The 24,127-nt window shown below is 66.6% G+C and carries 25 protein-coding genes; 17 read left to right on the top strand and 8 right to left on the bottom strand.

Translation table 11 applies throughout. The features are described from left to right. The first annotated feature begins 4 nt into the window (after positions 1-4). From ACP7AB_RS08295 to ACP7AB_RS08335, 9 genes are all read left to right on the top strand, one after another. A complete protein-coding gene (locus ACP7AB_RS08295; protein ID WP_425989863.1) occupies positions 5-1,294 on the top strand; it encodes a lipoprotein-releasing ABC transporter permease subunit in 1,290 nt (429 codons plus the stop codon). Beyond that, the gene (locus tag ACP7AB_RS08300; protein ID WP_425989864.1) at positions 1,287-1,988 is read left to right on the top strand and encodes an ABC transporter ATP-binding protein; all 702 of its coding nucleotides are present in this window, start codon (positions 1,287-1,289) and stop codon (positions 1,986-1,988) included. The genes ACP7AB_RS08295 and ACP7AB_RS08300 overlap by 8 nt, the downstream gene beginning before the upstream one ends. 54 nt (positions 1,989-2,042) lie before the next feature. Next, positions 2,043-2,627 carry an orotate phosphoribosyltransferase gene (gene pyrE, locus ACP7AB_RS08305; RefSeq protein ID WP_303694295.1) on the top strand — a complete coding sequence of 195 codons (585 nt, stop codon included), beginning with the start codon at positions 2,043-2,045 and terminating at the stop codon, positions 2,625-2,627. After that, positions 2,624-3,379, top strand: coding sequence for a pyridoxine 5'-phosphate synthase (locus tag ACP7AB_RS08310; protein ID WP_425989868.1), 756 nt, complete (start codon positions 2,624-2,626; stop codon positions 3,377-3,379). The genes pyrE and ACP7AB_RS08310 overlap by 4 nt, the downstream gene beginning before the upstream one ends. Next, complete coding sequence (acpS, locus tag ACP7AB_RS08315; RefSeq protein ID WP_425989870.1) at positions 3,376-3,777, top strand: holo-ACP synthase; 402 nt, start codon at positions 3,376-3,378, stop codon at positions 3,775-3,777. The genes ACP7AB_RS08310 and acpS overlap by 4 nt, the downstream gene beginning before the upstream one ends. A gap of 402 nt (positions 3,778-4,179) precedes the next feature. Continuing rightward, positions 4,180-4,902, top strand: a complete 723-nt coding sequence (lepB, locus tag ACP7AB_RS08320; protein WP_425990136.1) for a signal peptidase I — start codon at positions 4,180-4,182, stop codon at positions 4,900-4,902. Further along, positions 4,902-5,615 (top strand): ribonuclease III, encoded by a 714-nt coding sequence (rnc, locus tag ACP7AB_RS08325; protein WP_425989872.1) that lies wholly within the window; start codon positions 4,902-4,904, stop codon positions 5,613-5,615. Before lepB ends, rnc begins: the two co-directional genes overlap by 1 nt. Then, positions 5,612-6,562: a GTPase Era gene (gene era, locus ACP7AB_RS08330; protein ID WP_303694299.1), complete on the top strand. Its 951-nt coding sequence runs from the start codon at positions 5,612-5,614 to the stop codon at positions 6,560-6,562. Before rnc ends, era begins: the two co-directional genes overlap by 4 nt. 230 nt (positions 6,563-6,792) lie before the next feature. Further along, positions 6,793-8,031: a serine hydrolase domain-containing protein gene (locus ACP7AB_RS08335; protein WP_425989874.1), complete on the top strand. Its 1,239-nt coding sequence runs from the start codon at positions 6,793-6,795 to the stop codon at positions 8,029-8,031. 363 nt (positions 8,032-8,394) lie between these two features. Here the strand turns inward: ACP7AB_RS08335 and ACP7AB_RS08340 are convergent, their stop codons facing one another. Genes ACP7AB_RS08340 through ACP7AB_RS08355 form a run of 4 tightly spaced genes read right to left on the bottom strand, consistent with a single transcriptional unit; the run spans position 8,395 to position 10,153 of the window. After that, the gene (locus ACP7AB_RS08340) at positions 8,395-8,823 is read right to left on the bottom strand and encodes a VOC family protein (RefSeq protein ID WP_425989876.1); all 429 of its coding nucleotides are present in this window, start codon (positions 8,821-8,823) and stop codon (positions 8,395-8,397) included. An 11-nt stretch (positions 8,824-8,834) separates the two neighbouring features. Beyond that, a complete protein-coding gene (locus ACP7AB_RS08345) occupies positions 8,835-9,314 on the bottom strand; it encodes an SRPBCC family protein (RefSeq protein ID WP_425989877.1) in 480 nt (159 codons plus the stop codon). Between the two features lie 4 nt (positions 9,315-9,318). After that, entirely contained in the window at positions 9,319-9,822 is a 504-nt protein-coding gene (locus ACP7AB_RS08350) for an SRPBCC family protein (RefSeq protein WP_425989879.1), read from the bottom strand. Continuing rightward, positions 9,806-10,153 (bottom strand): ArsR/SmtB family transcription factor, encoded by a 348-nt coding sequence (locus ACP7AB_RS08355; RefSeq protein WP_425989881.1) that lies wholly within the window; start codon positions 10,151-10,153, stop codon positions 9,806-9,808. Before ACP7AB_RS08355 ends, ACP7AB_RS08350 begins: the two co-directional genes overlap by 17 nt. A 352-nt stretch (positions 10,154-10,505) precedes the next feature. Between ACP7AB_RS08355 and ACP7AB_RS08360 the strand changes: the two genes are divergently transcribed. From ACP7AB_RS08360 to ACP7AB_RS08385, 6 genes are all read left to right on the top strand, one after another. Beyond that, positions 10,506-11,123 (top strand): flavodoxin family protein, encoded by a 618-nt coding sequence (locus ACP7AB_RS08360; protein ID WP_425989882.1) that lies wholly within the window; start codon positions 10,506-10,508, stop codon positions 11,121-11,123. 32 nt (positions 11,124-11,155) lie between these two features. Then, a complete protein-coding gene (locus tag ACP7AB_RS08365) occupies positions 11,156-11,629 on the top strand; it encodes a nuclear transport factor 2 family protein (protein ID WP_425989884.1) in 474 nt (157 codons plus the stop codon). Continuing rightward, positions 11,629-12,360: a DNA repair protein RecO gene (gene recO / locus ACP7AB_RS08370; RefSeq protein WP_425989886.1), complete on the top strand. Its 732-nt coding sequence runs from the start codon at positions 11,629-11,631 to the stop codon at positions 12,358-12,360. The genes ACP7AB_RS08365 and recO overlap by 1 nt, the downstream gene beginning before the upstream one ends. Positions 12,361-12,586: 226 nt before the next feature. Then, positions 12,587-14,119: an acyl-CoA carboxylase subunit beta gene (locus ACP7AB_RS08375; protein WP_426046129.1), complete on the top strand. Its 1,533-nt coding sequence runs from the start codon at positions 12,587-12,589 to the stop codon at positions 14,117-14,119. After that, positions 14,116-15,363, top strand: a complete 1,248-nt coding sequence (locus tag ACP7AB_RS08380) for an STAS-like domain-containing protein (protein ID WP_425989890.1) — start codon at positions 14,116-14,118, stop codon at positions 15,361-15,363. Before ACP7AB_RS08375 ends, ACP7AB_RS08380 begins: the two co-directional genes overlap by 4 nt. A gap of 496 nt (positions 15,364-15,859) precedes the next feature. Beyond that, positions 15,860-16,027, top strand: a complete 168-nt coding sequence (locus ACP7AB_RS08385; protein ID WP_425989892.1) for a GIY-YIG nuclease family protein — start codon at positions 15,860-15,862, stop codon at positions 16,025-16,027. 649 nt (positions 16,028-16,676) lie between these two features. Here ACP7AB_RS08385 and topA read toward each other — a convergent pair. Then, positions 16,677-19,319 carry a type I DNA topoisomerase gene (gene topA, locus ACP7AB_RS08390; RefSeq protein ID WP_426046130.1) on the bottom strand — a complete coding sequence of 881 codons (2,643 nt, stop codon included), beginning with the start codon at positions 19,317-19,319 and terminating at the stop codon, positions 16,677-16,679. Between the two features lie 229 nt (positions 19,320-19,548). On the opposite strand from topA, the gene ACP7AB_RS08395 reads away from it, so the two are divergent. Further along, positions 19,549-19,716 carry a hypothetical protein gene (locus ACP7AB_RS08395; protein WP_425989896.1) on the top strand — a complete coding sequence of 56 codons (168 nt, stop codon included), beginning with the start codon at positions 19,549-19,551 and terminating at the stop codon, positions 19,714-19,716. On the opposite strand, the gene dprA is transcribed toward ACP7AB_RS08395, so the two are convergent. Both dprA and plsY read right to left on the bottom strand, forming a co-directional pair. Continuing rightward, the gene (gene dprA, locus ACP7AB_RS08400) at positions 19,713-20,795 is read right to left on the bottom strand and encodes a DNA-processing protein DprA (RefSeq protein WP_425989898.1); all 1,083 of its coding nucleotides are present in this window, start codon (positions 20,793-20,795) and stop codon (positions 19,713-19,715) included. The genes ACP7AB_RS08395 and dprA overlap by 4 nt on opposite strands. After that, positions 20,792-21,430 carry a glycerol-3-phosphate 1-O-acyltransferase PlsY gene (plsY, locus tag ACP7AB_RS08405; protein ID WP_425989900.1) on the bottom strand — a complete coding sequence of 213 codons (639 nt, stop codon included), beginning with the start codon at positions 21,428-21,430 and terminating at the stop codon, positions 20,792-20,794. Before plsY ends, dprA begins: the two co-directional genes overlap by 4 nt. Before the next feature lie 129 nt (positions 21,431-21,559). Between plsY and ACP7AB_RS08410 the strand changes: the two genes are divergently transcribed. Beyond that, positions 21,560-22,480, top strand: coding sequence for a glycerophosphodiester phosphodiesterase family protein (locus ACP7AB_RS08410; RefSeq protein WP_425989902.1), 921 nt, complete (start codon positions 21,560-21,562; stop codon positions 22,478-22,480). Positions 22,481-22,559: 79 nt separating this feature from the next. Here the strand turns inward: ACP7AB_RS08410 and gatB are convergent, their stop codons facing one another. Beyond that, positions 22,560-24,062 carry an Asp-tRNA(Asn)/Glu-tRNA(Gln) amidotransferase subunit GatB gene (gene gatB / locus ACP7AB_RS08415; RefSeq protein ID WP_425989904.1) on the bottom strand — a complete coding sequence of 501 codons (1,503 nt, stop codon included), beginning with the start codon at positions 24,060-24,062 and terminating at the stop codon, positions 22,560-22,562. Positions 24,063-24,127: the final 65 nt, after the last annotated feature.

Genomic DNA, 24,127 nt, shown 5'->3' on the forward strand with positions numbered 1-24,127 from the left:
ACCTGTGACCGACGCCCCCGTGAAACCCGCCGGCGCCTTCTCCGCCTGGGAGATCGGTCTGGCGCTCCGCTATCTGCGCGCCAGGCGCAAGGAGGGCGGGGTCGCGACCATCGCCATCATCTCCTTCATCGGCATCATGCTGGCCGTCGCCGTGCTGATCAGCGTGATGAGCATCATGGCCGGGTTCCGGAATGAACTTCTGGGCCGGATGCTGAGCTTCAACGGCCATTTGTACGTTCAGGGCGAGGTCCTGAACGCGCCGAACCGCGACGCCATCGTCGACCGCCTGCGCGGCGTCGAGGGCGTCGTGAGCGTCACGCCCCTGACGGAGTCCCAGGCCATCATCCGCGCTGGGGGCCAGACCAGCGGCGCCTATGTTCGTGGCATCCAGCCCCAGGACCTGGGGACCATGTCCTATGTCTCGTCCAGCATGTCGGCCGAGGCCAGGGCCAGCTTCGGCCGCGGCGCCTACGGCGGCGACAACGTGCTGATCGGTCAGGCCTTGGCTGACTCCCTCGGCCTGCGTGTCGGCGATCCGATCGAGATCTTTTCTCCGACGGGCGCCGATTCCGCCTTCGGCAATCTGGGCGGGCTGAACAAGACCTATACCGTCGGCGGGACCTATACCTCGGGCGCCGCCGACTACGACCGCGCCTTCATCTTCATGCCGCTGGAGCAGTCTCAGCTGTTCTTCGGCAAGGAGGGCGTCTGGGACGTGATCGAGATGAAGGTCAAGGACCCGGATCGCGTCGGCGAGTACCTCGCCCCCGTGCGCGAGGCGGCGGGACCCGGCGGTTTCGTCGTCGACTGGCGTGACAAGCTGGCGGCCTTCTGGGGCGCGCTGAAGGTCGAGCGGGTGGCGATGTCCATCATCCTCGGCCTCGTCGTCGCCATCGCCGCCATGAACATCATCTCCGGCATCGTCATGCTGGTGAAGAACAAGGGCCGCGACATCGCCATCCTGCGGACTATCGGGGCCAGTCCGTCATCGATCCTGAGGATCTTCTTCATGGCCGGGGCGACCATCGGGGTGGCGGGGACGCTGGCCGGTCTGATCCTGGGCCTGCTGTTCTGCCTGAACATCGGCGCGATCCAGCATTTCCTTGAGGCGATTACCGGGGTCCAGCTGTTCAACGCCGACGTCTATATGCTCGACGCCATCCCGGCCGAGGTCGATCCGGTCGACGTCATGTGGGTCGCCTTCTGGTCCCTGCTGATGAGTTGCATCGCCAGCCTGCCGCCCTCTTGGAACGCGTCGCGGATCGATCCGGTGGAGGCCCTGCGCTATGAGTAGCCCTGTCCTCTCCCTGCGCGGGGTGACCCGCACCTATGCGACCGGCCAGGGCGACCTGACGGTGCTCAAGGGCGTCGACCTCGACATCTTTCCCGGCGAACTGGTCGGGCTGATCGGCCCGTCGGGGTCCGGCAAGTCGTCCCTGCTGCACGCCGCCGGCCTGCTGGAGCGCCCCACCTCTGGCGAGGTGCGCATCGACGGCGAGGATGTGGGCCAGCTCGACGAGCGCGCCCGCACCCGCCTGCGCCTCAGCCGCGTCGGTTTCGTCTACCAGTTCCACCATCTGCTGCCGGAGTTCGACGCGCGCGACAACGTCGCCCTGCCGATGCGGATCGCCGGCTATTCTCTGGATCAGGCCCGCGCCCGCGCCGAGGAGGCCCTGGGCGCGCTCGGCCTGTCCGAACGTATCCTGCACCAGCCGGCCCAGATGTCGGGCGGAGAGCAACAGCGCGTCGCCCTGGCTCGCGCCCTGGCCAACAGGCCGCGCCTGTTGCTGGCTGACGAGCCGACCGGAAACCTCGATCCGGCGACCAGCCAGACGGTCTTCGAATCGCTGCAGAAACTGGTCAAGGAGACCGGCGTCGCCGCCCTGATCGCCACCCACAACATGGAGCTGGCCGGCCATATGGACCGCGTCTTCGCCCTGAAGGATGGCCATCTGGAAGAGCGCCAGGCCGAGAGCCGGGAATACTGACGCAGGCGCAAGGCCACGCTTCACCTGACGGGGTTCACGTCCTAGAACGGCGCCATGAACACCGAAGACGTCCTGAACGAGTTCCGCGCCGCGGGCGCCCTGCGCGAGGGACATTTCGTCCTCTCGTCGGGGCTGCACAGCCCGGTCTTCCTGCAGAAGAATCTGGTCTTCATGGACGGGGCCCGTTGCGAGCGGCTGTGCAAGGCTCTGGCGGACAAGATCGTCGCCACGGTCGGTCCGGTCGATGTGGCTATCTCTCCGGCCGTCGGCGGCATCATCCCGGGCTATGAGACGGCGAAACACCTGAACGTGCGGTCGATGTACGTCGAGCGCGAGGGCGGGGCCTTCAAGCTGCGGCGCGGCTTTCATGTCGAGCCGGGCGAGAGGGTCGTCATGGTCGAGGACATCGTCACCACGGGCCTGTCGAGCCGCGAATGCATCGCCGCCATCCAGGCCGCCGGCGGCACGGTCGTGGCAGCGGCCTGCATCGTCGACCGCTCCGGCGGGCGGGCCGATGTCGGCGTGCCGCTGGTGGCCCTGGCGACGCTTGACGTGCCGGCCTGGCCCGCTGACGCCCTGCCGCCTGAACTGGCGGCGATCCCGGTCGAGGATCCGGGCAGCCGGCGGCTGTCCAGGTGAAGCGCCCGCCCGTCCGCCTCGGCGTCAATATCGACCATGTCGCGACGGTCCGGAATGCGCGCGGCGGCGTCCATCCCGATCCCGTGCGCGCAGCCGAAGAGGCCATCGGCGCCGGCGCGGACGGCATTACCGCCCACCTGCGTGAGGATCGCCGCCACATCGGCGACGCCGACATCGAACGCCTGACCGCCCTGTGCTCGGCGGCCGGCAAGCCGCTGAATTTCGAGATGGCCGTGACCGACGAGATGCTGGCTATCGCCCTGCGTCACCGGCCCCACGCCGCCTGTCTGGTGCCCGAACGGCGCGAGGAGGTGACCACCGAAGGCGGTCTGGCCGTGGCCGGTCATGAGGCGACCATGGCGCCCGTGGTCCGGGCTCTGAGCGACGCCGGCATCCGCGTCAGCCTGTTCATCGATCCCTCGGCCGACCAGGTCGAGGCCGCCGCCGCCGTCGGAGCCCAGGTCGTGGAGTTCCACACCGGCCGCTACTGTCACCTGCCGGCCGGTCAACGGGCCGTGGAGTTCGACCGCCTCGCCGCCGCCTGCGCCCAGGCCGATGCCCTCGGGCTGGAGGTCCACGCCGGTCACGGACTGGACTACGAGACCGCCGCCGAGGTCCTGGCCATCCCCGAGATCCGCGAACTCAACATCGGGCATTTCCTGATCGGGGAGGCGGTGTTCGTTGGTCTCGCCGCCGCCATCCGACGGATGCGCGGGGCTATGGAGGCCGCCCTGACCGGAGCAGGGACGTGATCATCGGCGTCGGCGCCGATCTGACGGACATCCGGCGCATCCAGGGATCGATCGACCGCTACGGCGACCGCTTCAAGACCCGCTGCTTCACTGCGGTCGAACGCGCCCGCTCCGAGCGAAAGCCTGACGTCGCCTGGAGCTACGCCAAACGGTTCGCGGCCAAGGAGGCCTGCGCCAAGGCCCTCGGCACCGGCATGCGCCGCGACGTCTACTGGAAGGACGTGGGTGTGGTGAACCTGGGCTCGGGCCAGCCGACATTGGCCCTGACCGGCCCGGCGGCGGAGCACCTGAAGCGGCTGACGCCTGCGGGCCACACCCCGCACATTCACCTGACGCTTTCCGACGAACACCCCTATGCACTCGCCTTCGTGGTGATCGAAGCCTTGCCCACGGCGTAATCGGGCTATACCCGTGCGCGGTTACGAGCCGCGTTCGGCGGTCAGGGATCGAGCTTTCACACGATGAGCGACAACAAGCCCGAAGACGGCGAAAAGCCCGTGCTCGATACGACGGAAGCTGAATCGTCCTCCGTGGTCCGCCAGGACGTCTCGCCCGACGATCTGGACCTGACCCCGACCGAGCCGGATGCCGTGACGCCCGAGGCGGAGTTCGCCGCCTCCGAGAGCGATCAGACGGTCACCCCTGACCCCGTCGTCACCCCGGACACGCATCGTCCGATCTGGAGCGACGCCGGCGACGCCCCCTTCGACGACAAGAAGGAAAAGGTCCCCGGCCCCGCCCAGGTCCGCGTCAAGGACGACGAGAACGACGACGACGGCGGTTCGGCCGGCTCGGAGGCGCTGGAGATCGTCAAGACGGTCGTCGTGGCCCTGGCCATCGCCTTCGTCCTGCGCGTCCTGCTGTTCCAGCCTTTCACCATCCCGTCGGCCTCGATGGAGCCCAACCTCTACGAGGGCGACTACATCATCGTGTCCAAATGGGCCTATGGCTATTCGAAATTCTCGTCGGGCCTGCCGATCAACCTGCCGCTGGGCGACGGTCGGGTGTTCGGTCGCGCGCCGGCGCGCGGCGACATCGTCGTGTTCAAACTGCCGCGCGACGACAAGACCGACTACATCAAGCGGGTCATCGGCCTGCCGGGCGACCAGATCCAGATGATCGCCAACCGGCTGCATATCAACGGCCAGCCGGTTCAGGACGTGGTGGTCAGCCAGGGCGAGGTCAATGACATCTTCGGCCCGCGTCCGGTCACCCAGGTGCGCGAGACCCTGCCGGGCGGCAAGACCATCACCATCCAGGACTTCGGCCCCGGCGGCGATCTGGACGACACCCCGGTCTATGAAGTCCCGGCCGGCCACTATTTCATGATGGGCGACAACCGCGACAACTCGATCGACAGCCGCGTTCAGGAATCGGCCGGCGTCGGCCTGGTCCCGGACGAGAACCTCGTCGGCAAGGCCGAGATCATCATGTTCTCGTGGGAGCCGGGGGCTTCGCTGTTCAATCCGGTCAGCTGGTTCGCCAATGTCCGGCCCAGCCGCTTCTTCCGCGTCCTCGACTGATGGCCAATGTCCGCGCCGAGGCGGTGACCGCGCTGGTCGACCGCATCGGCCATGTGTTCCGCGACCCCGCCCTTCTGGAGCGGGCGCTGACCCATTCCAGCGTGGGGGAGGGGGCCGACAAGGCCGCCGGAAAGCCCGCGCGCCACAACGAACGGCTCGAGTTCCTCGGCGACCGCGTCCTCGGCCTGCTGGTCGCCCAGCGGCTGCACAACGATTATCCCGCCGCCGACGAGGGTGAACTGTCCTCGCGTCTGCACGCCCTGGTCGACAAGCACGCCTGCGGCCGCGTGGGCGATCGTCTCGGCATCGGCGAGGCCCTGCGTCTCTCGCCTGGCGAGACCAAATCCGGCGGTCGTCGCAAGGAGGGGGTCGTCGCCGACGCCGTCGAGGCCCTGCTGGCTGCCGTCTTCCTCGACGGAGGTCTGGACGCCGCCCGCGCCATGTTCGACCGCGTCTGGGCCGAGGAACTGGCCACGCCGGCGCCGCGCGCCCTGAACAATCCCAAGTCCGCCCTGCAGGAATGGTCGCAAGGCCAGGGTCGCCCCCTGCCGACCTATCGCGTCGTGGGCCAGACCGGCTCCGACCACGCCCCGACCTTCACGGTCGAGGTCTCCATCGAAGGGGTTGAACCCCTGACCGCTCCCGGACGTTCGCGTCAGGACGCGGAAAAAGCGGCCGCCATGGCCATGCTCCAACGTGAAGGCGTGATTTGACCGATACCAACCCCCAGCACCGCGCGGGCTTTGCAGCCATCATCGGCGCGCCGAACGCCGGCAAGTCGACGCTGGTGAACCGGCTGACGGGATCCAAGGTCTCCATCGTCACCCAGAAGGTCCAGACGACGCGGTTTCCCGTGCGCGGCATCGCCATCGAGGGCGACGCCCAGATCGTGCTGGTCGACACCCCGGGCATCTTCACCCCGCGGCGCCGGCTGGAGCGGGCCATGGTCGCCTCGGCCTGGGGCGGAGCCCAGGACGCGGACGTCGTGGTCCACCTGATCGACGCGGCCTCCCACATCGCCTCGGAAGGCAAGGACGGCACGGGCGCGGACCGCAAGTCGGCGGAGGACACCGAGACCATCATCGCCAACCTGAAATCCACGGGGACCAAGGTCATCCTGGTGCTCAACAAGATCGACGGCATGCGCCGCGACACCCTGCTGGCCCTGTCGCACAGCCTGTTCGAGACCGGCGTCTATTCGGAGGTCTATATGATCTCGGCCCTTTCGGGCGACGGCGTCGACGACCTGAAACAGCGTCTGGCGCGCGATATGCCGCTGGGCCACTGGCTCTATCCCGAAGACCAGTCCGCCGACGTGCCGATCCGCGTCCTGGCTGCCGAGATCACGCGCGAGAAGGTCTATCTGCGCGTCCACGAGGAGCTGCCCTATTCGGCCGCCGTGGAAACGACGGCCTTCGACGAGAAAGCCGACGGCTCGGCCCGCATCGAACAGACCATCTATGTCGAGCGCGAGAGCCAGCGCCCCATCATCCTCGGCAAGGGCGGCCAGACCCTGAAATGGATCGGCCAGAAGTCGCGCGAGGAACTGACGGAATTGCTGGACCGTCCGGTCCACCTGTTCATCACCGTCAAGGTCGATCCGAAGTGGCAGGACAGCCGCGCGCTCTACGCCCAGTTCGGCCTGGACTTCAACGCGTAGTCGACCACCCCATCCGTCGCTCACCCATACTCTTCCGTCATCCTCGGGCTTGACCCGAGGACCCAGCCCCCGGGCCTCGACGCCCCGTTATCGTTCTGCGCGGACAGGTCGGTGAAGCTGGGTCCTCGGGTTCGCTGCGCGCCCCAAGGATGACGGAAAAGAGTGGGGGATGACGGAAATGGGATCGGTCCGTGGGGTGACGAATCGTACGCAGGCGTTACCAAGCCTCGATGTTTCACGTTCCCCGTACCGCCGGAAATCATCCCCGGCTCTTCCTCGGCCTGATCGGCGCCGTCGTCCTGATCGGCGGGGCGGGTCTTGCCGCCGTCCTGACCTCGCAGCCGCCGCCGACGGCCTCGTCGCGTCTCGCGCCCCTGCCGCCGCGCCCGCCGCTCGAGGTCGTCGAGGCCCTGCCGCAACTGACCGCCCGCCTTCAACGCGAGGCCGACGCCGGCCGGTTCATGGGCGCCGTCCTGGTCGCACGCGGCGACGAGATCCTGTTCCGCCAGGCTTACGGAACCGCGGACGTCGCCACAGGGGCGCCGCTGCGGGTCGGTTCGCGCTTCCGCCTCGCCTCCATCTCCAAGCAATTCACCGCCGCCGCCATCCTGAAGCTGCAGGACGAGGGCAGGCTGACCATCGGCGATCCGGTCTGCCAATGGATCCAGCCGTGCCCCGCCGCCTGGGCGCCGCTGAAGATCCATCACCTGATCTCGCACACCTCCGGCATTCCCGACCTGATGGCCCGGCCCGGCTGGGGCAATCGCCGCACCACCCCCGCGACGCTGGACCAGCTGACCGAGGACTCCAGACTGTTCCGTCTGTCGTTCGAACCGGGAACCAAGGTTCGCTACAACAATGCCGGCTTCAACCTGGCCGCCGCCATCGTCGAGAAGGCCAGCGGCCAGCGCTTCGCGGACTACCTCCGCACGGCCTTCTTCGGGCCGCTCGGCATGACCGACACCGGCTTCGACGACGATACGGACCTCGGCATCGTCACCGGCCACGCGACCTTCCCCGAGGGGCTGACGGCCCAGCGCAATCCGAACGTCTCGATCGTCGCCGGCGCCGGCGCCCTCTATTCGACCCTGGACGATCAGCTGGTGTGGGAGCAGGCCCTGCACGGCGGTCATGTCCTGAGCCCATACAGCTACGCCCAGATGATCATGGACCATTCTCCGGCCGACCAGCCGAACGAGCGTGACGGGCGGCCGCATCGCGCCTGGGGCTACGGCCTGATGGCCAACCGGCTGGGCACGCGGGTCACCCCCGCATTCCAGGACCGGGAAATCTACCACACGGGCAGCTGGTCGGGCTTCCGCAACATCGAGGTCTGGCAGCCGGACAAGCGGATCGCCGTGATCGTGCTGTCGAACAACTACCATCAGCAGGAGCAGGTCCTGCTGATCTCGCAGCAGGCCATGGCCGAGGCCCTCGGCCATGAGTTCCCGACAGCGTTGGCGGACTAGAGCTTTCGACATTCAGCGTTCCAGACGCTTGTCATCCCGGTCGCAGCGAAGCGGAGAGCCGGGACGCTGAACGCTGAGCGTCAGACTCCCGGAAATCGCGTCGGCGATTGTCCGGGAGAAAGCCCGACCGCCCTTTGCTGTCTCCCGGACAGCCGCTTCGCGTCTTCCGGGAGGGACGAACAGATGGCTTTTCGTCCCGGATAATCGCCAGCGCGATTTCCGGGATGACAAGGCCGAATGTCGATTGAACCTGGCCGCCAGAGCCGGCCGTTCGCACCTCAGCGCCGGAAGGGGACCAGCGACCTCAGCCGCTCGTCCCGCAGCCACAGCCCGCCCGACATGAAGAGACCATGGGCGAGGCCTTCACGACTGGGCCGCAGGCATGGTGTTGATCATCCACGGCACGCCGAACCTGTCGGTGAAGCCGCCGAAGCCGGGCGACCAGGGGCTCTCGGCAAAGGGCATGCGGACCTCGCCGCCCTGCGACAGGCCCTCGAAGATCCGGCGCGCGTCCTCGACCCTGTCGAAATGCAGGGTGACGTCGAAGCCGTCCTTGGGCCTGTGCATGTCCGGCGCAAAGTCCGGGTGCATGTCGGAGCCCATGATCGCCTGGTCGCCGACCTGCAGCCAGCAGTGCATCAGCCAGTCGCGGATTTGCGGCGGCGTCGGCATGCCGGGGAAACCCTCGCCATAGGGGATGGCGGCCGTGATCTCGCCGCCCAGAGCGCCGGCGTAAAAATCAAAGGCTTCGCGGCAATTGCCGGGGAAGCTCAGACTGGTCACGATCTTCATGGTCTGCTCCTTCAGTCGGGGTTGGCGGCCAACCAGGCTTCCAGCCTGTCGGCGGTGGAGGTCCAGCCATGTTTGTGGCCGGTCAGGCTCTGTTCGGACTTCAGGCCCTCGTGGGTGAAGTCCATCCGGGTCTGGCCCTCCGCCGTCTCGGCGAAACGCACGGTGACCAGGGTGTCGACGGGCGGACCGTCCTCGTGACTCTCGTCCCACCTGAAGGTGAAGACGATCCGTTCGGGGGCGACGATCTCGCGATAGACCCCGCCCTGCCACAGGTCCTCGCCGGTCGTCGGCGAGCGCAGGCAGATGCGCCACTCGCCACCGACCCGGAAGTCGACTGTGGCGCTGACGGCCGGCCATTCGACCGGCCCCATCCACAGCACCAGGATCTCCGGGTTGGACCAGGCGCGCCAGACGAGGTCGCGCGGCGCATCGAAAACGCGCTGCAGGTTCAGGGTCGGACGGGCGGGTGTCTCGGCGACGAGGGGGCTCATCGGATCAGAACGTATTCACGATTTCGGCCAGCTGGTCGGCGACCGTGCCCCAGCCCTCGTGGAAGCCCATCTGCTCGTGCTGCTTCATCGCGTCTTCGTTCCAGTGGCTGGCGACGGCCGTGTATTTCGTCTTGCCGTCACCGGTCGGCTCCATGTCGACGCGGGCGACCATGAAGGGCTGGCCGGCCGGCTTCCACCCGGAGGTGAAGGCGTCGGTGGTGATGATGCGGCGGTTCGGCACGACCTCCAGGAAGACGCCGCTGTTCGGGAACACCTCGCCGTCCGGCCCGTGCATGGTGAAGTTGAAGCGGCCGCCGACGCGGGCCTCGATGATCGGATCGACGATCTTCCAGGGCTTGGGCGCGAACCACTGGGCCAGGATCGCGGGGTCCGTATAGGCCCTGAAGACCTTCTCCGGCGACGCATCGATAATGCGTTCCAGCGTCAGGTCGAAGGCGTGTGCCGCGCCGTCGGTGTCGCAGGGATTGGTCTCAGCTTCTTTTGCCATCATCGTTTCCTTTCTGAATCTTGCGCAGATAATCTTCCAGACGGTCGAAGCTCTGGTCCCAGTAGCGGCGGTAGTGTTCCAGCCACTCGGCCACGCCCTTCAGGCCCATCGGCTCCAGCCGGGCAGGGCGCCACTGGGCCTCCTTGCCGCGAGAGATCAGGCCGGCCTTTTCCAGCACCTTCAGATGCTTCGAGACCGCCGGCAGACTCATGTCGAACGGTTCCGCCAGGTCGCCGACCGAACACTCGCCCTCGGTCAGCCTGGCCAGGATGGCCCGACGGGTCGGGTCGGCCAGGGCGGCGAACTTGGCGGAGAGGGGATCGGTCTGCATGACGGGTTTCGTGTTGAACTGATCGGTCAAATGATGCTGTTGGATCGTGTTGTCAACCTTTCGGTTAAATGCGGTTCCTCTTCTTTCGTCATCCTCCGGCAAGTCGCCGCTTGGCGGCGCAGACCGGGGGACGCTTCGTCATCCTCCGGCCGATCGAAGATCGGACCGGGGGAGGCGCCGAAGGCGATCTGTTCACGCTCGATGTCAGAAGCAGGCGTGTGCGCGGCAGGTTCGCGCTCTCGCGCGCCGCTGTGTCCCCCGGTCTCCGCTGCGCTTCGCCGGAGGATGACGAAAGAAGCGGAGGAACAGGCTCAATCACCGTCCGTTCTCTAGACCCAGCCCGGAGATCACCATGCGCGCCGTCGTCCTGAACTGCACCCTCAAGCCCTCGCCCGGCGTCTCCAACACCGAGGCGCTTGCCAGGGTCGTCATCGCTGAGCTGGAGAAGGGCGGAGCCGAGGTGGAAATGATCCGGCTGGTCGATCTCGACATCAAGCCCGGCGTCACCGCCGACGAGGGCGGTGGCGACCAATGGCCGGGCGTCGACAGGAAGCTGAAGGCCGCCGACATCGTTGTCTTCGCCACCCCGACCTGGCTCGGTCAGATGTCCAGCGTCGCCCTGCGCGCGCTCGAACGTATGGACGCCTGGTTCGGCGAGACCGACGACACCGGCCGCCCCGTCGCCTTCGGCAAGGTTGCGGGCATCGTCATCACCGGCAACGAGGACGGCGCCCACCATATCGTGGCGACGATCTCGCAAGGCTTGATCGACATGGGCTTCACCATCCCGGCGCAGAGCTGGACCTACTGGCATCTCGGCCCGGGCCCCGGCCCGGACTATGTCGAGACCGATCAGGGCCACGATTATTCTGATCGCGTCGGCCGTAACGCCGCCCGCAACCTGATCGCCCTGTCGAAGGTGCTCAAACCCGATACCTATCCGGTTCCTGAAAGCGGCGATCGGGGTTAGGACTGGGGTTCACCCCGCTGGAGGCCTCCGCCATGTTCGCAGCCCTCGCCCTCGCCGCCGCGCTACAGGCCACGCCAGAGGCCCAGGTCGCCGCCGTTCTCGATCAGTTGAACGTCGCCTCGGCCGCCGCCGACGCCGACGCCTATTTCGCCCTTTATACGGCCGACGCCCGCTTCGTCGGCACCGACGCCGGCGAGCACTGGACCATCGCGGAGCTGCGCGGCTACGTCGGTCCCTATTTCGCGCGCGGTCAGGGCTGGTCCTATCCGGCGACGTCGCGCGTCATCACCATCGCTCCGATCGAGTGCCGCTGCGTCGCCTGGTTCGAGGAACAGCTGACCAACGACAGCTATGGCCGGACGCGCGGGTCCGGCGTTATGCGTCTGACCGACGACGGCTGGAAGATCGAACAGTACGTGCTCAGCCTCGCCATCCCCAACGACCTGGCCAGTCCCATCGCCCGCATCATCAAGACCTACGAAACGGCGAAGGGGTCCGCCCCCTGATGGAATTCCACGAAGAGGCCTTCGTCCTGTCGGCGCGGGCCCACGGCGACACCGGCGTGGTCGTCGACCTGCTGACCGAGACCCACGGCCGTCACTCGGCCTATGTCGCCGGCGGGGCGTCGCGGCGCATGAAGCCCTTCCTCCAGCCCGGCGCCCGGGTCATCGCCGATTACCGCGCCCGCACTTCGGACCACCTCGGCTCGGCCCGTCTGGAGCCGGTGGGGGAGGGGCCCAGCGCCCTGTTCGACGACGGCCTGGCCCTGACCGGCCTCGCCGCCGCCGCCGCCGTGGCGCAAGGCGCCCTGCCGGAACGCGAGCCCCACCCCGGCGCCTTCCTGGCCTTCGAGGCCCTGATGGCGGCGTTCCAGATCCCGGCCGTCTGGCCCGCCATCTTCGTGCGTTTCGAGGCGGGTCTGCTGGAGGATCTCGGCTTCGGCCTGGACCTCAGCCGCTGCGCCGTCACCGGATCAATGGATGATCTCTTGTGGGTAAGCCCCCGCACCGGACGCGCGGTCTCCAGAGAGGCGGGGGCCCCCTATGCCGACAAGCTGCTGAAACTGCCGCCCTTCATGCTGGGCGCCCAGGCGGGCCTGTCGGAGGGCGACGTCCGCGCCGGCCTCGATCTGACCGGCCATTTCCTCGAACAGTTCGTCTTCCACCCCCAGAACAGGCCGATCCCGGCGGCCCGCGTCTGGCTGGTCGACAAGCTGGCGGAGCAGGGGCGGTTGTAGGCGAGCGCACATCATTCTCCCTCCCCCTCGGGGGAGGGTGGTCGCAGCCCAGCGGAGACCGGGTGGGGGCGGCAAGGCAAAACACCGCAGTCCTGCATCCGCATCGCTCTGCCGCCCCCACCCCGTCGCTTCGCGACGCCCCTCCCCCGCAGGGGGAGGGAGAGGACGTGCGCCTTGCCTCCCAACCGCCCGCCTCCTAATCCATAACGACACGGAGACCGCCCGCATGACGCCCATCCTCGAACAGCTCGAAGCCCGCCGCGAAGCCGCGCGTCAGGGGGGCGGCGCCGCCCGCATCGCCTCGCAGCACGCCAAGGGCAAGCTGACCGCCCGCGAGCGGATCGAGGTCCTGCTGGACGAGGGCAGCTTCGAAGAGACCGACATGTTCGTCGAGCACCGCTCGCATGACTTCGGCATGGAAACCCAGCGCGTCCCCGGCGACGGCGTGGTCACCGGCCGCGGCACGATCGGCGGTCGTCTGGTCTATGTCTTCTCCAAGGATTTCACGGTCTTCGGAGGCTCTCTTAGCGGCGCGCATGCGGCCAAGATCGTCAAGCTCCAGACCATGGCCCTGACCAACGGCGCGCCGATCATCGGCCTGTTCGACGCCGGCGGCGCCCGCATCCAGGAGGGGGTCGAGAGCCTCGCCGGCTATGCCGACATCTTCCTCCAGAACACCCTGGCCTCGGGCGTCATCCCCCAGATCAGCGTCATCATGGGCCCCTGCGCCGGCGGCGACGTCTATTCCCCCGCCATCACCGACTTCATCTTCATGGTGAAGGACACCTCCTACATGTACGTGACCGGCCCCGACGTGGTCCGCACCGTCACCAACGAGGTGGTCAGCCACGAGGACCTCGGCGGCGCGCGGGTGCATTCGCAGAAGTCCGGCGTCGCCGACGGCGCCTTCGAGAACGATCTGGAGGCCCTCAGCGAGGTCCGCCGTCTGATCGGCTTCCTGCCCCTGTCCAACCGCGAGAAGCCGCCGGTCCGCGACTCCTACGACGACCCCGACCGCGACGAGGCCTCGCTCGACACCCTGGTCCCGGCCAATCCGAACCAGCCCTATGACATCAAGGAGCTGATCCTGAAGACGGTCGACGAGGCCGAGTTCTTCGAGATCGGCGCCGACTTCGCCCGCAATATCGTCTGCGGCTTCGGCCGGCTGGACGGCCAGCCGATCGGCATCGTCGCCAACCAGCCCCAGGTCCTGGCCGGCGTCCTCGACATCGATTCCAGCCGCAAGGCCGCCCGCTTCGTCCGCTTCTGCGACGCCTTCGACATCCCGCTGGTGACCTTCGTCGACGTGCCCGGCTTCATGCCCGGTACGCGTCAGGAGTACGGCGGCCTGATCAAACACGGCGCCAAGCTTCTGTTCGCCTATGCCGAGGCCACCGTGCCCAAACTGACCGTGATCACGCGCAAGGCCTATGGCGGCGCCTATGACGTGATGAGCTCCAAACACCTGCGCGGCGACGTCAACTACGCCTGGCCCTCGGCCGAGATCGCCGTCATGGGCGCCAAGGGCGCGGTCGAGATCATCTTCCGCAAGGAGGCGGGCGACCCGGAGGCCCTGGCGGCGAGGGAGGCGGAGTACAAGGAACGGTTCGCGAATCCGTTCGTGGCGGCGGGTCTGGGATACATCGACGACGTGATCATGCCGCATGGGACGCGGAGAAGGCTGATCCGGGCACTACGGACGCTGAAGAACAAGAAGCTGGACAACCCTTGGAAGAAGCATGACAACATTCCGTTGTGAAATCTAACAACTCTCGCTCGTTCGGCAAAGACTCGTCGATCTACATCGCGCCCCATACATTTTCCGCCCAGTCATTGCCGGAGATGCTCGCGCGTTTGCATCACGCGATATCGTTCGATGGAAAAAGGGAAATCACGCTTGATTTCTCGACAACGAAAGCAGCGTTCGAAGCAGGAATCCTTCCTATCTTGCCGATCCTATCGCAGTATCGGGAAAAGAGCCGTGTCAAATTTGAGCTAATACTTCCGACCGACGTTCGTTTGGCTAATATCTTTAGAGAATTTAACTGGGCTCACTATATTGAGTCAGAGAGATTTGATTTCCAGGAAGCAAAATCAGACACCCATTGCCCTGCAATTCGCTTTTCCACCGCAAAAGAGCAGTTTTCTGCAGTCGACAGGATACTTGGTCTTGTTTTGACAGCTTCCGATATCGATAGAAGCGTACTAAAGGCGATGGAGTGGTCTCTTAATGAGATTACTGACAACGTGCTCAATCACGCGGGGAAGTCGGCCCACGGTTTTATCCAAGCCACTTGGTTCAAACATCAAAAAAGCATCGAATTCGTCGTGGCTGATGGCGGGGTAGGCATCGCCAAATCGCTAGGCGAGCATGATCACAAAATCGCTCTCGAGCAATCTGTTCAAGAGGGGGTTACGAGAAACAAGAAGACAAATCAGGGCAACGGACTTTTTGGATCCTACCGGATCGCTGCGAACAGCCACGGAAATTTCAATATATTTTCCGGATTTGCGACGCTTGTTCTTAGTCAGGATGGGTCGTTTAAAATCGCTGCCAGCAAAGTGCCGTTCAAGGGAACGGTTGTGCGCTGGACAATGCGAACAGACGCGTCGGATGTTTTGAACAGAGCTCTGGTATTCAAGGGCCGCCCGATTGATACGGCGCTTGATTACATGGAACGGATTTACGAGTCAGCGGGCGGAAGCTTCAGTGTGTCAGTTAAAGACAAATTTGTTTCGCTTGGCTCTAGGTCTGCAGGGAAGGCGGCCTACACCTACTTGAAGAATATTCTTCAGAATACGGACATATCCGGCCTTACCGTTGATTTTGCCGAAGTCTCAGTAATCTCGTCGTCTTTTGCGGACGAGGTGTTTGGTCGGCTGTTTGTCGATCTGGGTCCGATGGTTTTCATGGGGCGAGTTCGGTTCCTGCATGCGAATGCTGAGGTTCTTACAATCATCGACCGGGCAATCGTTCAGCGCAGCGGCATGAAATTGCACTGAAACGTGCAAACCTGGCCAACCTCCTCTTCCTCTGCGCCCGCAACCGTCCCGGATAGCGCCTGCGGCGCTTCCGGGATGACAAGGCATCGCGCGAGCCCCTTGTCATCCCGGCCGAAGCGAAGCGAAGAGCCGGGACGGCACGCTCTCCCACCCCCTGACCCCTCCCGGACAGCCCGCTTGGGCTGAGCCGGGAGACGGGTGGCGGCGGCACGGGTGGATGACGCCTGGCTGCGGCGTTCAGGGCAAATCCCAACCTCCCGTGGCTGCAGGCTGTCGCCCGGCTCAGCCTAAGCGGGCTGTCCGGGCGTGGCTGGAAACATGGGGTCTGGTCCGTCCCCGATCTCCGCTTCGCTCCGTCGGGGATGACAAAAGAGCGATCTTCGCTGCGCTTCGTAGGGGATGACAAAAGAGCGATCTCCGCTTCGCTCCGTCGGGGATGACAAGGCCTTCACACAATCTTGGCGCGTATGGTTGCGCGCGACAAAGTGGCGGCGCGATGGGAAAGGTCGACCACCACTACTGGGTCTATATCGTCGCTAGCGGACCGTGCGGCTGGCTCTATGTTGGCATGACCAACGATCTCGTCCGGCGGATCGGCGAGCACAGGCACAGGCAGATCGACGGCTACAGCCGCGAGCGAAAGACAGATCTGCTGGTCTGGTAGGAGCATCACCGATACGTCGATCAGGCGATCCTGCGGGAGAAACGCATCAAGCGCTGGTTGCGACCGTGGAAATTCGCCCTGGTCGAGGAAACCAATCCGCACTGGACCGACCTGTATCCGGCCTTGCTGACAGGCGACCACTCATGACCAATCCGCTCTTCATCTGCTCCCGCAACCGCCTCCGCTCGCCGACGGCCGAGCAGGTGTTCGCCGGTTGACCGTGGGGCCGTTCCTGCGGGCTGATTTCAAAACCTGGGTTCCCGCCTTGACAGCTACGCGCCGCCCTTCGGGTCGCGGGGATGCACGGAATTGGTGCGATACCCATCAACGGATCGTCCGAATCCGCGTTTGAAATCAACGGCCGGCTCTAATGAGAGGCGTTTTACCCATCACCCCCCGAAACGCCCCCATACTGATCCGTTTCGTGAGGGTGGAGCGGATGGGGCGCGACGCAGGGGAGGTTATCCGAACGGTTCGAACGCTTCGGCCGGTGTTTTGGAGTCCGGCGCCGACGTGCTCGATCCAGACTCAACGGACGATTCAGACTCCATTTTCGGAGTCTGGACGCCAGCCTCAGCCCAGCCGGTTCAGCCCGTGTCGTCCCGGGAGGCCGAGGCCCGCCAGCCGGCGCTGGCGGGGAGCCAGGAGGCTACTCCGCCGCCGTCTTCGCGGCAGGAGCCTTCTTCGGCGCGGCCTTTTTGGCAGCCGGTTTCTTCGCCGCCGGCTTCTTGGCCGCGGCCTTGGGCGCCGCCTTCTTGGCCGGGGCCTTCTTGGGCTTGGGCGCGACCAGGGCGCGGGCGGCCAGCAGGGGCACGGCCACCTCCATGGTCATGTCCTCGGGGGCCGTGCCCTTGGGCAGGGTGGCGTTGATCTTGCCCGACTTCACATACGGCCCGAAACGGCCCGCCATGACGTGCACCGGTTCGCCCGTCTCGGGGTGGGCCCCCAGGTCCTTCAGCGGCGCTGTGGCGGCCCCCCGGCCCTTGAACCCGCCGGCCCGCTTCTCGGCCAGCAGGACCACGGCGCGGTTCAGGCCGATCTCGAACACCTCGTCGATGTCCGCGACATTGGCATAGGTGCCGGCGTGCAGGATGAAGGGGCCATAGCGACCCAGGCCCGCCGTGATCGGCTTGCCGTCCTCGGGGTGGTCGCCCACCTCGCGCGGGAGTCCCAGCAGGCGCAGGGCCTGCTCCAGCGTCAGGGACGCCGGGCTCCAGCCCTTGGGCAGGGAGGAGCGTTTGGGCTTCTCCTCGTCGGGCACGGCGGTTTCGACATAGGGGCCGAAGCGGCCGATCTTCAGCTGCACCGGCAGGCCGGTCACCGGATCGACGCCCAGTTCCCGGTCTCCGCCCTCGGTGCCGCCGTCGGCCGCATCCGGGGCCGCCACCGGCCGGGTGAATTTGCAGTCGGGATAGCGCGAACAGCCGACGAAGGCGCCGAAGCGGCTGGTCTTCAAACTCAGCTGGCCCTGCTTGCACAGGGGGCATTCGCGCGGGTCCGAGCCGTCTTCCTTCATCGGGAAGATGTGGGCGCCCAGGCTTTCGTTCAGGGCGTCTAGGATGGCCGTGGTGCGCAGTTCGCCCGCCGCTTGGGTCGCGACATGGAAGTCGCTCCAGAACTCGCGCAGCAGCACCTTCCAGTTCAGCTCGCCGGCCGAAACTTCGTCCAGCCGGGTCTCCAGCGCCGCGGTGAAATCGTATTCCACCCATTTGCGGAAGAACTGTTCCAGGAAGGCCGTGACCAGCCGTCCCTTGTCCTCGGGATAGAAGCGGTTCTTGTCCATGCGGACGTATTCGCGGTCGCGCAGGGTCGTCAGGATCGAGGCATAGGTCGAGGGCCGGCCGATGCCGAGCTCTTCCAGCTTCTTGACCAGGGTGGCCTCGGAGAAGCGCGGCGGCGGCTCGGTGAAATGCTGTTCGGTGCGGATCGCCTCGACCTTCGCCCTGGCGCCTTCCTTGAGCGCGGGCAGGCGGGTGGAATCGTCGTCCTCCTCGGACTCGGCGCCCTTCTGCTTCTCGTCGCGGCCTTCCTCATAGACGGCCAGGAAGCCGTCGAAGGTCACGACCTGGCCGGTGGCGCGCAGCCCCGTCTGGCCGTCGGGCGTCTCGACCTCGACCGTGGTCCGGTCCAGACGCGCGGCCTCCATCTGGGAGGCGACCATCCGCTTCCAGATCAGTTCGTAGAGCCGCTGCAGGTCGCTCTCGAGCCGCAGACTGTCGGGGCGGCGGGCGATATTGGTCGGGCGGATTGCCTCGTGCGCCTCCTGGGCGTTCTTGGCCTTGGTCTTGTAGTAGCGGGCCTCGGCCGGGACGAAGGCGGGGCCGAAGGTCTCGCTGATGACTTCGCGCGCCTGGGCGATGCCCTCGGGCGTCGTCTGGACGCCGTCGGTCCGCATATAGGTGATCAGGCCGCCGGTCTCGTCGACGCCCTCGTACAGCTTCTGGGCCGCGCGCATGGTGCGCTGGGCGTCGAAGCCCAGCTTGCGCGACGCCTCCTGCTGCAGGGTCGAGGTGGTGAAGGGCGGCGAGGGGAAGCGGCGGACCGGCTTCTTCTCGATCGACCGGATGGTGAACTCGCCGGCCTTGATGGCGTCGCGGGCGGCGAACGCAACAGACTCAGAGGGGATGTCCAGACGCTGGATCCGCTTGCCCTCGTGCTTGACCAGACGCGTGGTGAAGGGCGGGCTGTCGGCGGCCAGGTCGGCCTCGATCGACCAGTATTCCTGGGCCTTGAACCGCTCGATCTCCATCTCGCGGTCGACGACGATGCGCAGGGCGACGGACTGAACCCGACCCGCAGAACGAGCGCCGGGGAGCTTGCGCCACAGCACCGGAGACAGGGTGAAGCCGACCAGATAGTCCAGCGCGCGGCGGGCCAGATAGGCCTCGACCAGTTCCATGTCGAGCTGGCGCGGATTGGCCATGGCCTCCAGCACGGCCGACTTGGTGATGGCGTTGAAGGTGACGCGCTCGACGTGCGTGTCCTTCAGCACCTTCTTCTTGGTCAGGATTTCCAGAACATGCCAGCTGATCGCCTCACCCTCGCGGTCGGGGTCGGTGGCCAGGATGACGCGGTCGGCGCGCTTGGCCGCCTCGGCGATCTCCGAGAGACGCTTCGACGCCTTGGCGTCGATCTCCCAATCCATCGAGAAGTCGTCGTCCGGCTTCACCGATCCGTCCTTAGACGGCAGGTCGCGAACGTGCCCGTAGGACGCCAGAACCTCGAAGTCCGGGCCGAGGTATTTATTGATGGTCTTGGCCTTCGCGGGGCTCTCGACGATAACGAGATTCATTACGGCTCAGTCTGGGAGGAGGGGGGCAGAACGTGGTTGGGGTTGCGAACCCTGTCAACCGGGCGAAACATTCCAGCTCATTCTCTCGCTAAGGTTGCCAAGATACTTAAGGTTGTATCCAATGGCTTCGGTGGCTATGGAAAGGGCTACGGCGATGCAGCGCGCGAGTGAAACGGCAGGAGCGACCCCGATCAGGGCCGCGCAGGACGAAGCAACGACGGATTTCCCAGTGCGTGAATATATCAGCGCCATGGCGCTGGAACTGGCCCAGATGGCGCGATGGGACGGCGATGAGGCGCTGGGACGGTTGCTGGAAAGCGCAGCGGCCCTGGCCGGCGAGCCTTTGAGGCGCTCCGGGGCGCAACGCGCCGAACCGGGCCGGCGTCGCCCGGCCTAGATCGAGGCCGATCCGCCTGGCAGCAGTGTCGCCCGCCCGGCCAGGCTGAGCTCCAGCAGCGCGGCGGCCACTTCGCCGATCGGCGCGTCAAGGGCGCGGGCGATCTCGTCGCGCGGCGTCGGCGTCGGCGAAAGGAGGTCGGCGACCCGGTCGAGGAAGGCTGCGTCGATCTCGTCCGGGGCCCCCTCGAAGGGATGATCGACCGGAGGTTCGCGCAGGGTCCTCAGCGTCTCGAAGGCGCGGCGGACATCGTCGATGCATTCGCACAGGATGGCGCCCTGCCGGAGCAGTTCGTTCGGCCCCTTCGACCGGGGATCCAGCGGTGAACCCGGTACGGCGAAGACATCCCGTCCCTGCTCGTTGGCCAGGCGGGCGGTGATCAGGGACCCCGACCGCAGTTCGGCCTCGACGACGATCACGCCGCGCGACAGGCCGGAGATAATCCGGTTGCGCCTCGGGAAATCCCGCGCCTGGGCCCGCGCGCCCATCGGGCTTTCAGAGACGACACAGCCTCGCTCGACAATCTGGTCATAGAGTCCGGCGTTCTCGGAGGGATAGACGTCGTCCACACCGCCGCCGAGCACCGCAACCGTGCCCGTTTCCAGCGATCCGGCATGGGCGGCTGCGTCGATGCCGCGCGCCAGGCCCGAGACAACGACGAACCCCGCCTGTCCCAACTGCTGGGCAAGGCCGCGCGCGATCCGCTGACCGCCCGCCGAGGCGACCCGGGCGCCCACCACGGCGACGGCCTCTCGCGAAAGCAAAGCCATATCGCCCCGGGTCCACAGAAGAGGCGGGGGCGGATCGACGGCGGCCAGCATCGGCGGATAGGCGGCGTCGCCGAGCACCAGAAGCACGGCTCCGGCGCGGTCGCCGGCCGCCAGCTCCTGTTCGATCTGCTCGACCGGCGGCAGGCTGTAGCCGTGGCCGCCGCCTTTTCGGACCAGATCGGGCAGGGCGTCCAGTGCGCGCCCCGCGCTGCCGAACCGGTCCAGAAGCTGGCGGAAGGAAACCGGGCCGACCCGCTCTGCGCGCGCGAGGCGCAGGCGGGCGAAGCGCTCGGCTTCCGGCAGGCTCACGTCTTGGCGGCGCCGATGCGAGGTTCGGCCCCTTTCAGCAGGCGTCCGATGTTCTCGTTATGCCGGATGTAGATCAGGACCGCCGTGACCATCGCCAGCCAGAAGATCGGCTGGGCGGCCGGCAAAGTCAGGGCGGGCAGGGGCAGCAGGGCATAGATCGGCGCTGCCGCTGCGGCCGCCAGCGCCGCCAGTGACGAATACCGCAGGGCGAAGGCGACGATCAGCCAGGTGGCCCCGGCCATGAGGCCCAGTGGCCAGCAGGCGGCGATAAGGAGACCGAAGAAGGTCGCCACCCCCTTGCCGCCCTTGAAGCCCAGCCAGACAGGGAACAGGTGGCCGAGGAAGGCCGCGCCGCCGGCGATGGCGCCCGCGACGTCCGAACCGAACAGATGGCGCGCGATCAGCAGGGCGGCGGCGCCCTTGCCCGCGTCAAGCAGCAAGGTGGCGAGCGCCAGATCCTTGCGGCCGGTGCGGAGCACATTGGTCGCGCCGATGTTGCCGGAGCCGATGGTGCGCACGTCGCCGGCGCCGGCGGCGCGGGTGATGAGCACGCCGAACGGAATGGAGCCCAGCAGGTAGCCGCCGACAGCCACCGCCGCGAGCGTGCCCAAGGCTGGCGCCACAAGATCCTGCAACCGATTCTCTCCCGATATTCGTTGGCCCCGAACATGCGTCGGTGACGAGGCGCGGGCAAGGGACGCGCCTGTCTTACGCCAGTCGATCCGGGGGGCTATGAGGTTGGCCTCGATCGTACAGGCCGCCCCATGACCCGCTTCCTCGCTCCTGCGCTGATGACCGCCCTTCTGGCTTCCGGATGCGCGGCGACGCCGATGCGGAGCGTGTCAGACGCGCCGGCCCTCGCAGCCTATTTCGACTGTGTGAGACAGGGCGGGGGCGTGGCCATCTCGGCGCACCGGGCCCAGTCGGCCGATGACCAGCCGGAAAACTCCATCGCCGCCATCGAGGCGACGGGGCGGGCGATCCCGGGTGCGATCCTGGAAATCGATGCGGTCCTGACCCGTGACGGCAGGCTCGTGCTGATGCATGACGAGACGATGGAGCGAACTTCGACGGGGACGGGCCGTGTCGCGGATCTGACCTTCGCCGAGGTGCGCACGGCGCGGCTTGAAGCGACCAACGGCGATGTGACCGACGCGCCGCCGCCGACATTGCGCGAGGCGCTGGACGCTGCAGGTCGTGCGGAAGCCATCGCCAGCATCGACCTGAAGCCTGCCGATGAGGCGGCGACGATCACCTTGGCGCGGGCCGTGATCGCCGAGGTGCGGGCTGCGAATGCGCAGGACCGGGTCATACTGATCACCTATTCGCCGGAGACGGCGCGCGCCGTGGCGGCCCTGGCGCCCGAGATGATGATCTCGGCCGGACTCGACGGCGTCGCGGGTCTGGAGGGGCTGAACGCGCCGCAGATCCTGGCCTGGACCGGCACGCGGGAAGTCCGGCCGGCGCTCTGGCGGTCCCTGGCCGAGGCGGGCGTCGAGGCCCAGTTCGGCACGCTAGGCGCGCCGGGCCGGCGGCTGGACGACCAGTATGCGGCGGACGGCGACCTGTCCGAATACCGCGCCCTGTTCGACGAGGGCGCGGTCGTGATCGCGACCGACACGCCGCTCGCCGTGCAGTCGGTGCTGGGCGTCCAACTGGCTGCGGCGCAGCGATGCCCGCGCTGAAGCGCGCGTGTCTTGACCATCTGGCGGCGGACCCATGGTGAAAGGCCCGTCCGGAGCGATCCGGGCGGGCCTTTCGATGTCAGAGACCCAGCTTCGCCTTCAGGATCTCGTTGACCGAGGCCGGATTGGCCTTGCCGCCGGTGGCCTTCATCACCTGGCCGACGAACCAGCCGAGGGCCTGGGGCTTTTCGGCGACAGCGGCGGCCTTGTCAGGATTGGCGGCGATCAGTTCGTCGACGGCCTTCTCGATGGCGCCGGTGTCGTTGACCTGGACCAGGCCGCGTGCCTCGACGACGGCGCGGGGCGAACCCTCACCGTTCCAGACGTGGTCGAAGACTTCCTTGGCGATCTTGGACGAGATTACGCCCTCCTCGATCAGGGCGACCAGTTCGGCGACCTGGGAGGCGGGCAGGGGGCTTTCGGAGAAGTCCTTGTGGTCGGCGGCCAGACGCGCCGACAGTTCGTTGGTGACCCAGTTGGCGACCAGCTTGGCGTCACGCCCTTTGGCGGCCTTCTCAAAATAGTCGGCCTTGGCCTGTTCCGAGATCAGGACGACGGCGTCGTATTGCGACAGACCGTAGTCCGCCATCAGCCGGCGGCGCTTCGCGTCAGGCAGTTCCGGCAGGTCGGCCTTGATGGCGTCGATCCAGGCCTGTTCCAGCTCCAGCGGCAACAGGTCGGGGTCCGGGAAGTAGCGATAGTCGTTCGCCTCTTCCTTGGAGCGCATCGAGCGGGTCTCGCCGGCCGTGGGATCGTAGAGGCGGGTTTCCTGCGTGATCTTGCCGCCGTCCTCGAGGATCTCGATCTGGCGACGGGCCTCGTAGTTGATGGCCTGGGAGATGAAGCGGAACGAGTTGACGTTCTTGATCTCGCAGCGGGTGCCGAGGTGGCTGAAATCGCCGGTGGCCTTGTACTTCTCGTACTGGCCGACGCGGCAGACGGAGACGTTGACGTCGGCGCGCAGATTGCCCTTCTCCATGTCGCCGTCGCAGGTGCCGAGATAGATCAGGATGGTGCGGATCTTCTTGACGTAGGCGACGGCCTCTTCCGGCGAACGGATGTCGGGACGCGAGACGATTTCCATCAGGGCCGTGCCCGCGCGGTTCAGGTCGACATAGCTCTCGGTCGGCGACAGGTCGTGGATCAGCTTGCCGGCGTCCTGCTCCAGATGCAGCCGCTCGATGCCGACGTTGAAGAACGAGCCGTCCTCGGCCTCCACCTCGACGACGCCTTCGCCGACGATGGGGAAGTAGAGCTGGGAAATCTGATAGCCCTGCGGCAGGTCGGGGTAGAAATAGTTCTTCCGGTCGAACTGGCTCTTCCTGTTGATCGCGGCGTTCAGGCCCAGGCCCGTCTTCACGGCCTGTTCGACGCAGTGCCTGTTCAACGTCGGCAGCATGCCGGGGAAGCCCGCGTCGATCAGCGACACCTGTTCGTTCGGACCCGCGCCGAAGCCGACGGCGGCGCCGGAGAACAGCTTGGCCTTCGACGCCACCTGGGCGTGGATTTCCAGACCCATGACGATTTCCCAGTCGCCGGTGCGGCCCTGGATCAGTTTCGAGGAGGAGAGGGTGTCGGTCATCCGGCTTTCCTAGCGCCGCGTGCGCCGCAGCGAAAGTTCCTGTCTTGAGCCTGTCGCGATTTGCG

Origin of the sequence: Brevundimonas sp. TWP3-1-2b1 (assembly GCF_049896165.1) — a bacterium.
Taxonomy (GTDB): Bacteria; Pseudomonadota; Alphaproteobacteria; order Caulobacterales; family Caulobacteraceae; genus Brevundimonas; species Brevundimonas subvibrioides_B.

Bases quoted from the DNA above. Each gene is read 5' to 3' on its own strand.
- ACP7AB_RS08335 (WP_425989874.1), top strand. From the start codon at position 6,793: ATGTTTCACGTTCCCCGTACCGCCGGAAATCATCCCCGGCTCTTCCTC.
- ACP7AB_RS08365 (WP_425989884.1), top strand. From the start codon at position 11,156: ATGTTCGCAGCCCTCGCCCTCGCCGCCGCGCTACAGGCCACGCCAGAG.
- ACP7AB_RS08385 (WP_425989892.1), top strand. From the start codon at position 15,860: ATGGGAAAGGTCGACCACCACTACTGGGTCTATATCGTCGCTAGCGGA.
- ACP7AB_RS08340 (WP_425989876.1), bottom strand. From the start codon at position 8,823: ATGAAGATCGTGACCAGTCTGAGCTTCCCCGGCAATTGCCGCGAAGCC.
- ACP7AB_RS08360 (WP_425989882.1), top strand. From the start codon at position 10,506: ATGCGCGCCGTCGTCCTGAACTGCACCCTCAAGCCCTCGCCCGGCGTC.
- ACP7AB_RS08350 (WP_425989879.1), bottom strand. From the start codon at position 9,822: ATGGCAAAAGAAGCTGAGACCAATCCCTGCGACACCGACGGCGCGGCA.
- gatB (WP_425989904.1), bottom strand. From the start codon at position 24,062: ATGACCGACACCCTCTCCTCCTCGAAACTGATCCAGGGCCGCACCGGC.
- pyrE (WP_303694295.1), top strand. From the start codon at position 2,043: ATGAACACCGAAGACGTCCTGAACGAGTTCCGCGCCGCGGGCGCCCTG.
- ACP7AB_RS08345 (WP_425989877.1), bottom strand. From the start codon at position 9,314: ATGAGCCCCCTCGTCGCCGAGACACCCGCCCGTCCGACCCTGAACCTG.
- ACP7AB_RS08355 (WP_425989881.1), bottom strand. From the start codon at position 10,153: ATGCAGACCGATCCCCTCTCCGCCAAGTTCGCCGCCCTGGCCGACCCG.
- recO (WP_425989886.1), top strand. From the start codon at position 11,629: ATGGAATTCCACGAAGAGGCCTTCGTCCTGTCGGCGCGGGCCCACGGC.
- ACP7AB_RS08410 (WP_425989902.1), top strand. From the start codon at position 21,560: ATGACCCGCTTCCTCGCTCCTGCGCTGATGACCGCCCTTCTGGCTTCC.
- rnc (WP_425989872.1), top strand. From the start codon at position 4,902: ATGGCCAATGTCCGCGCCGAGGCGGTGACCGCGCTGGTCGACCGCATC.
- ACP7AB_RS08300 (WP_425989864.1), top strand. From the start codon at position 1,287: ATGAGTAGCCCTGTCCTCTCCCTGCGCGGGGTGACCCGCACCTATGCG.
- topA (WP_426046130.1), bottom strand. From the start codon at position 19,319: ATGAATCTCGTTATCGTCGAGAGCCCCGCGAAGGCCAAGACCATCAAT.
- ACP7AB_RS08375 (WP_426046129.1), top strand. From the start codon at position 12,587: ATGACGCCCATCCTCGAACAGCTCGAAGCCCGCCGCGAAGCCGCGCGT.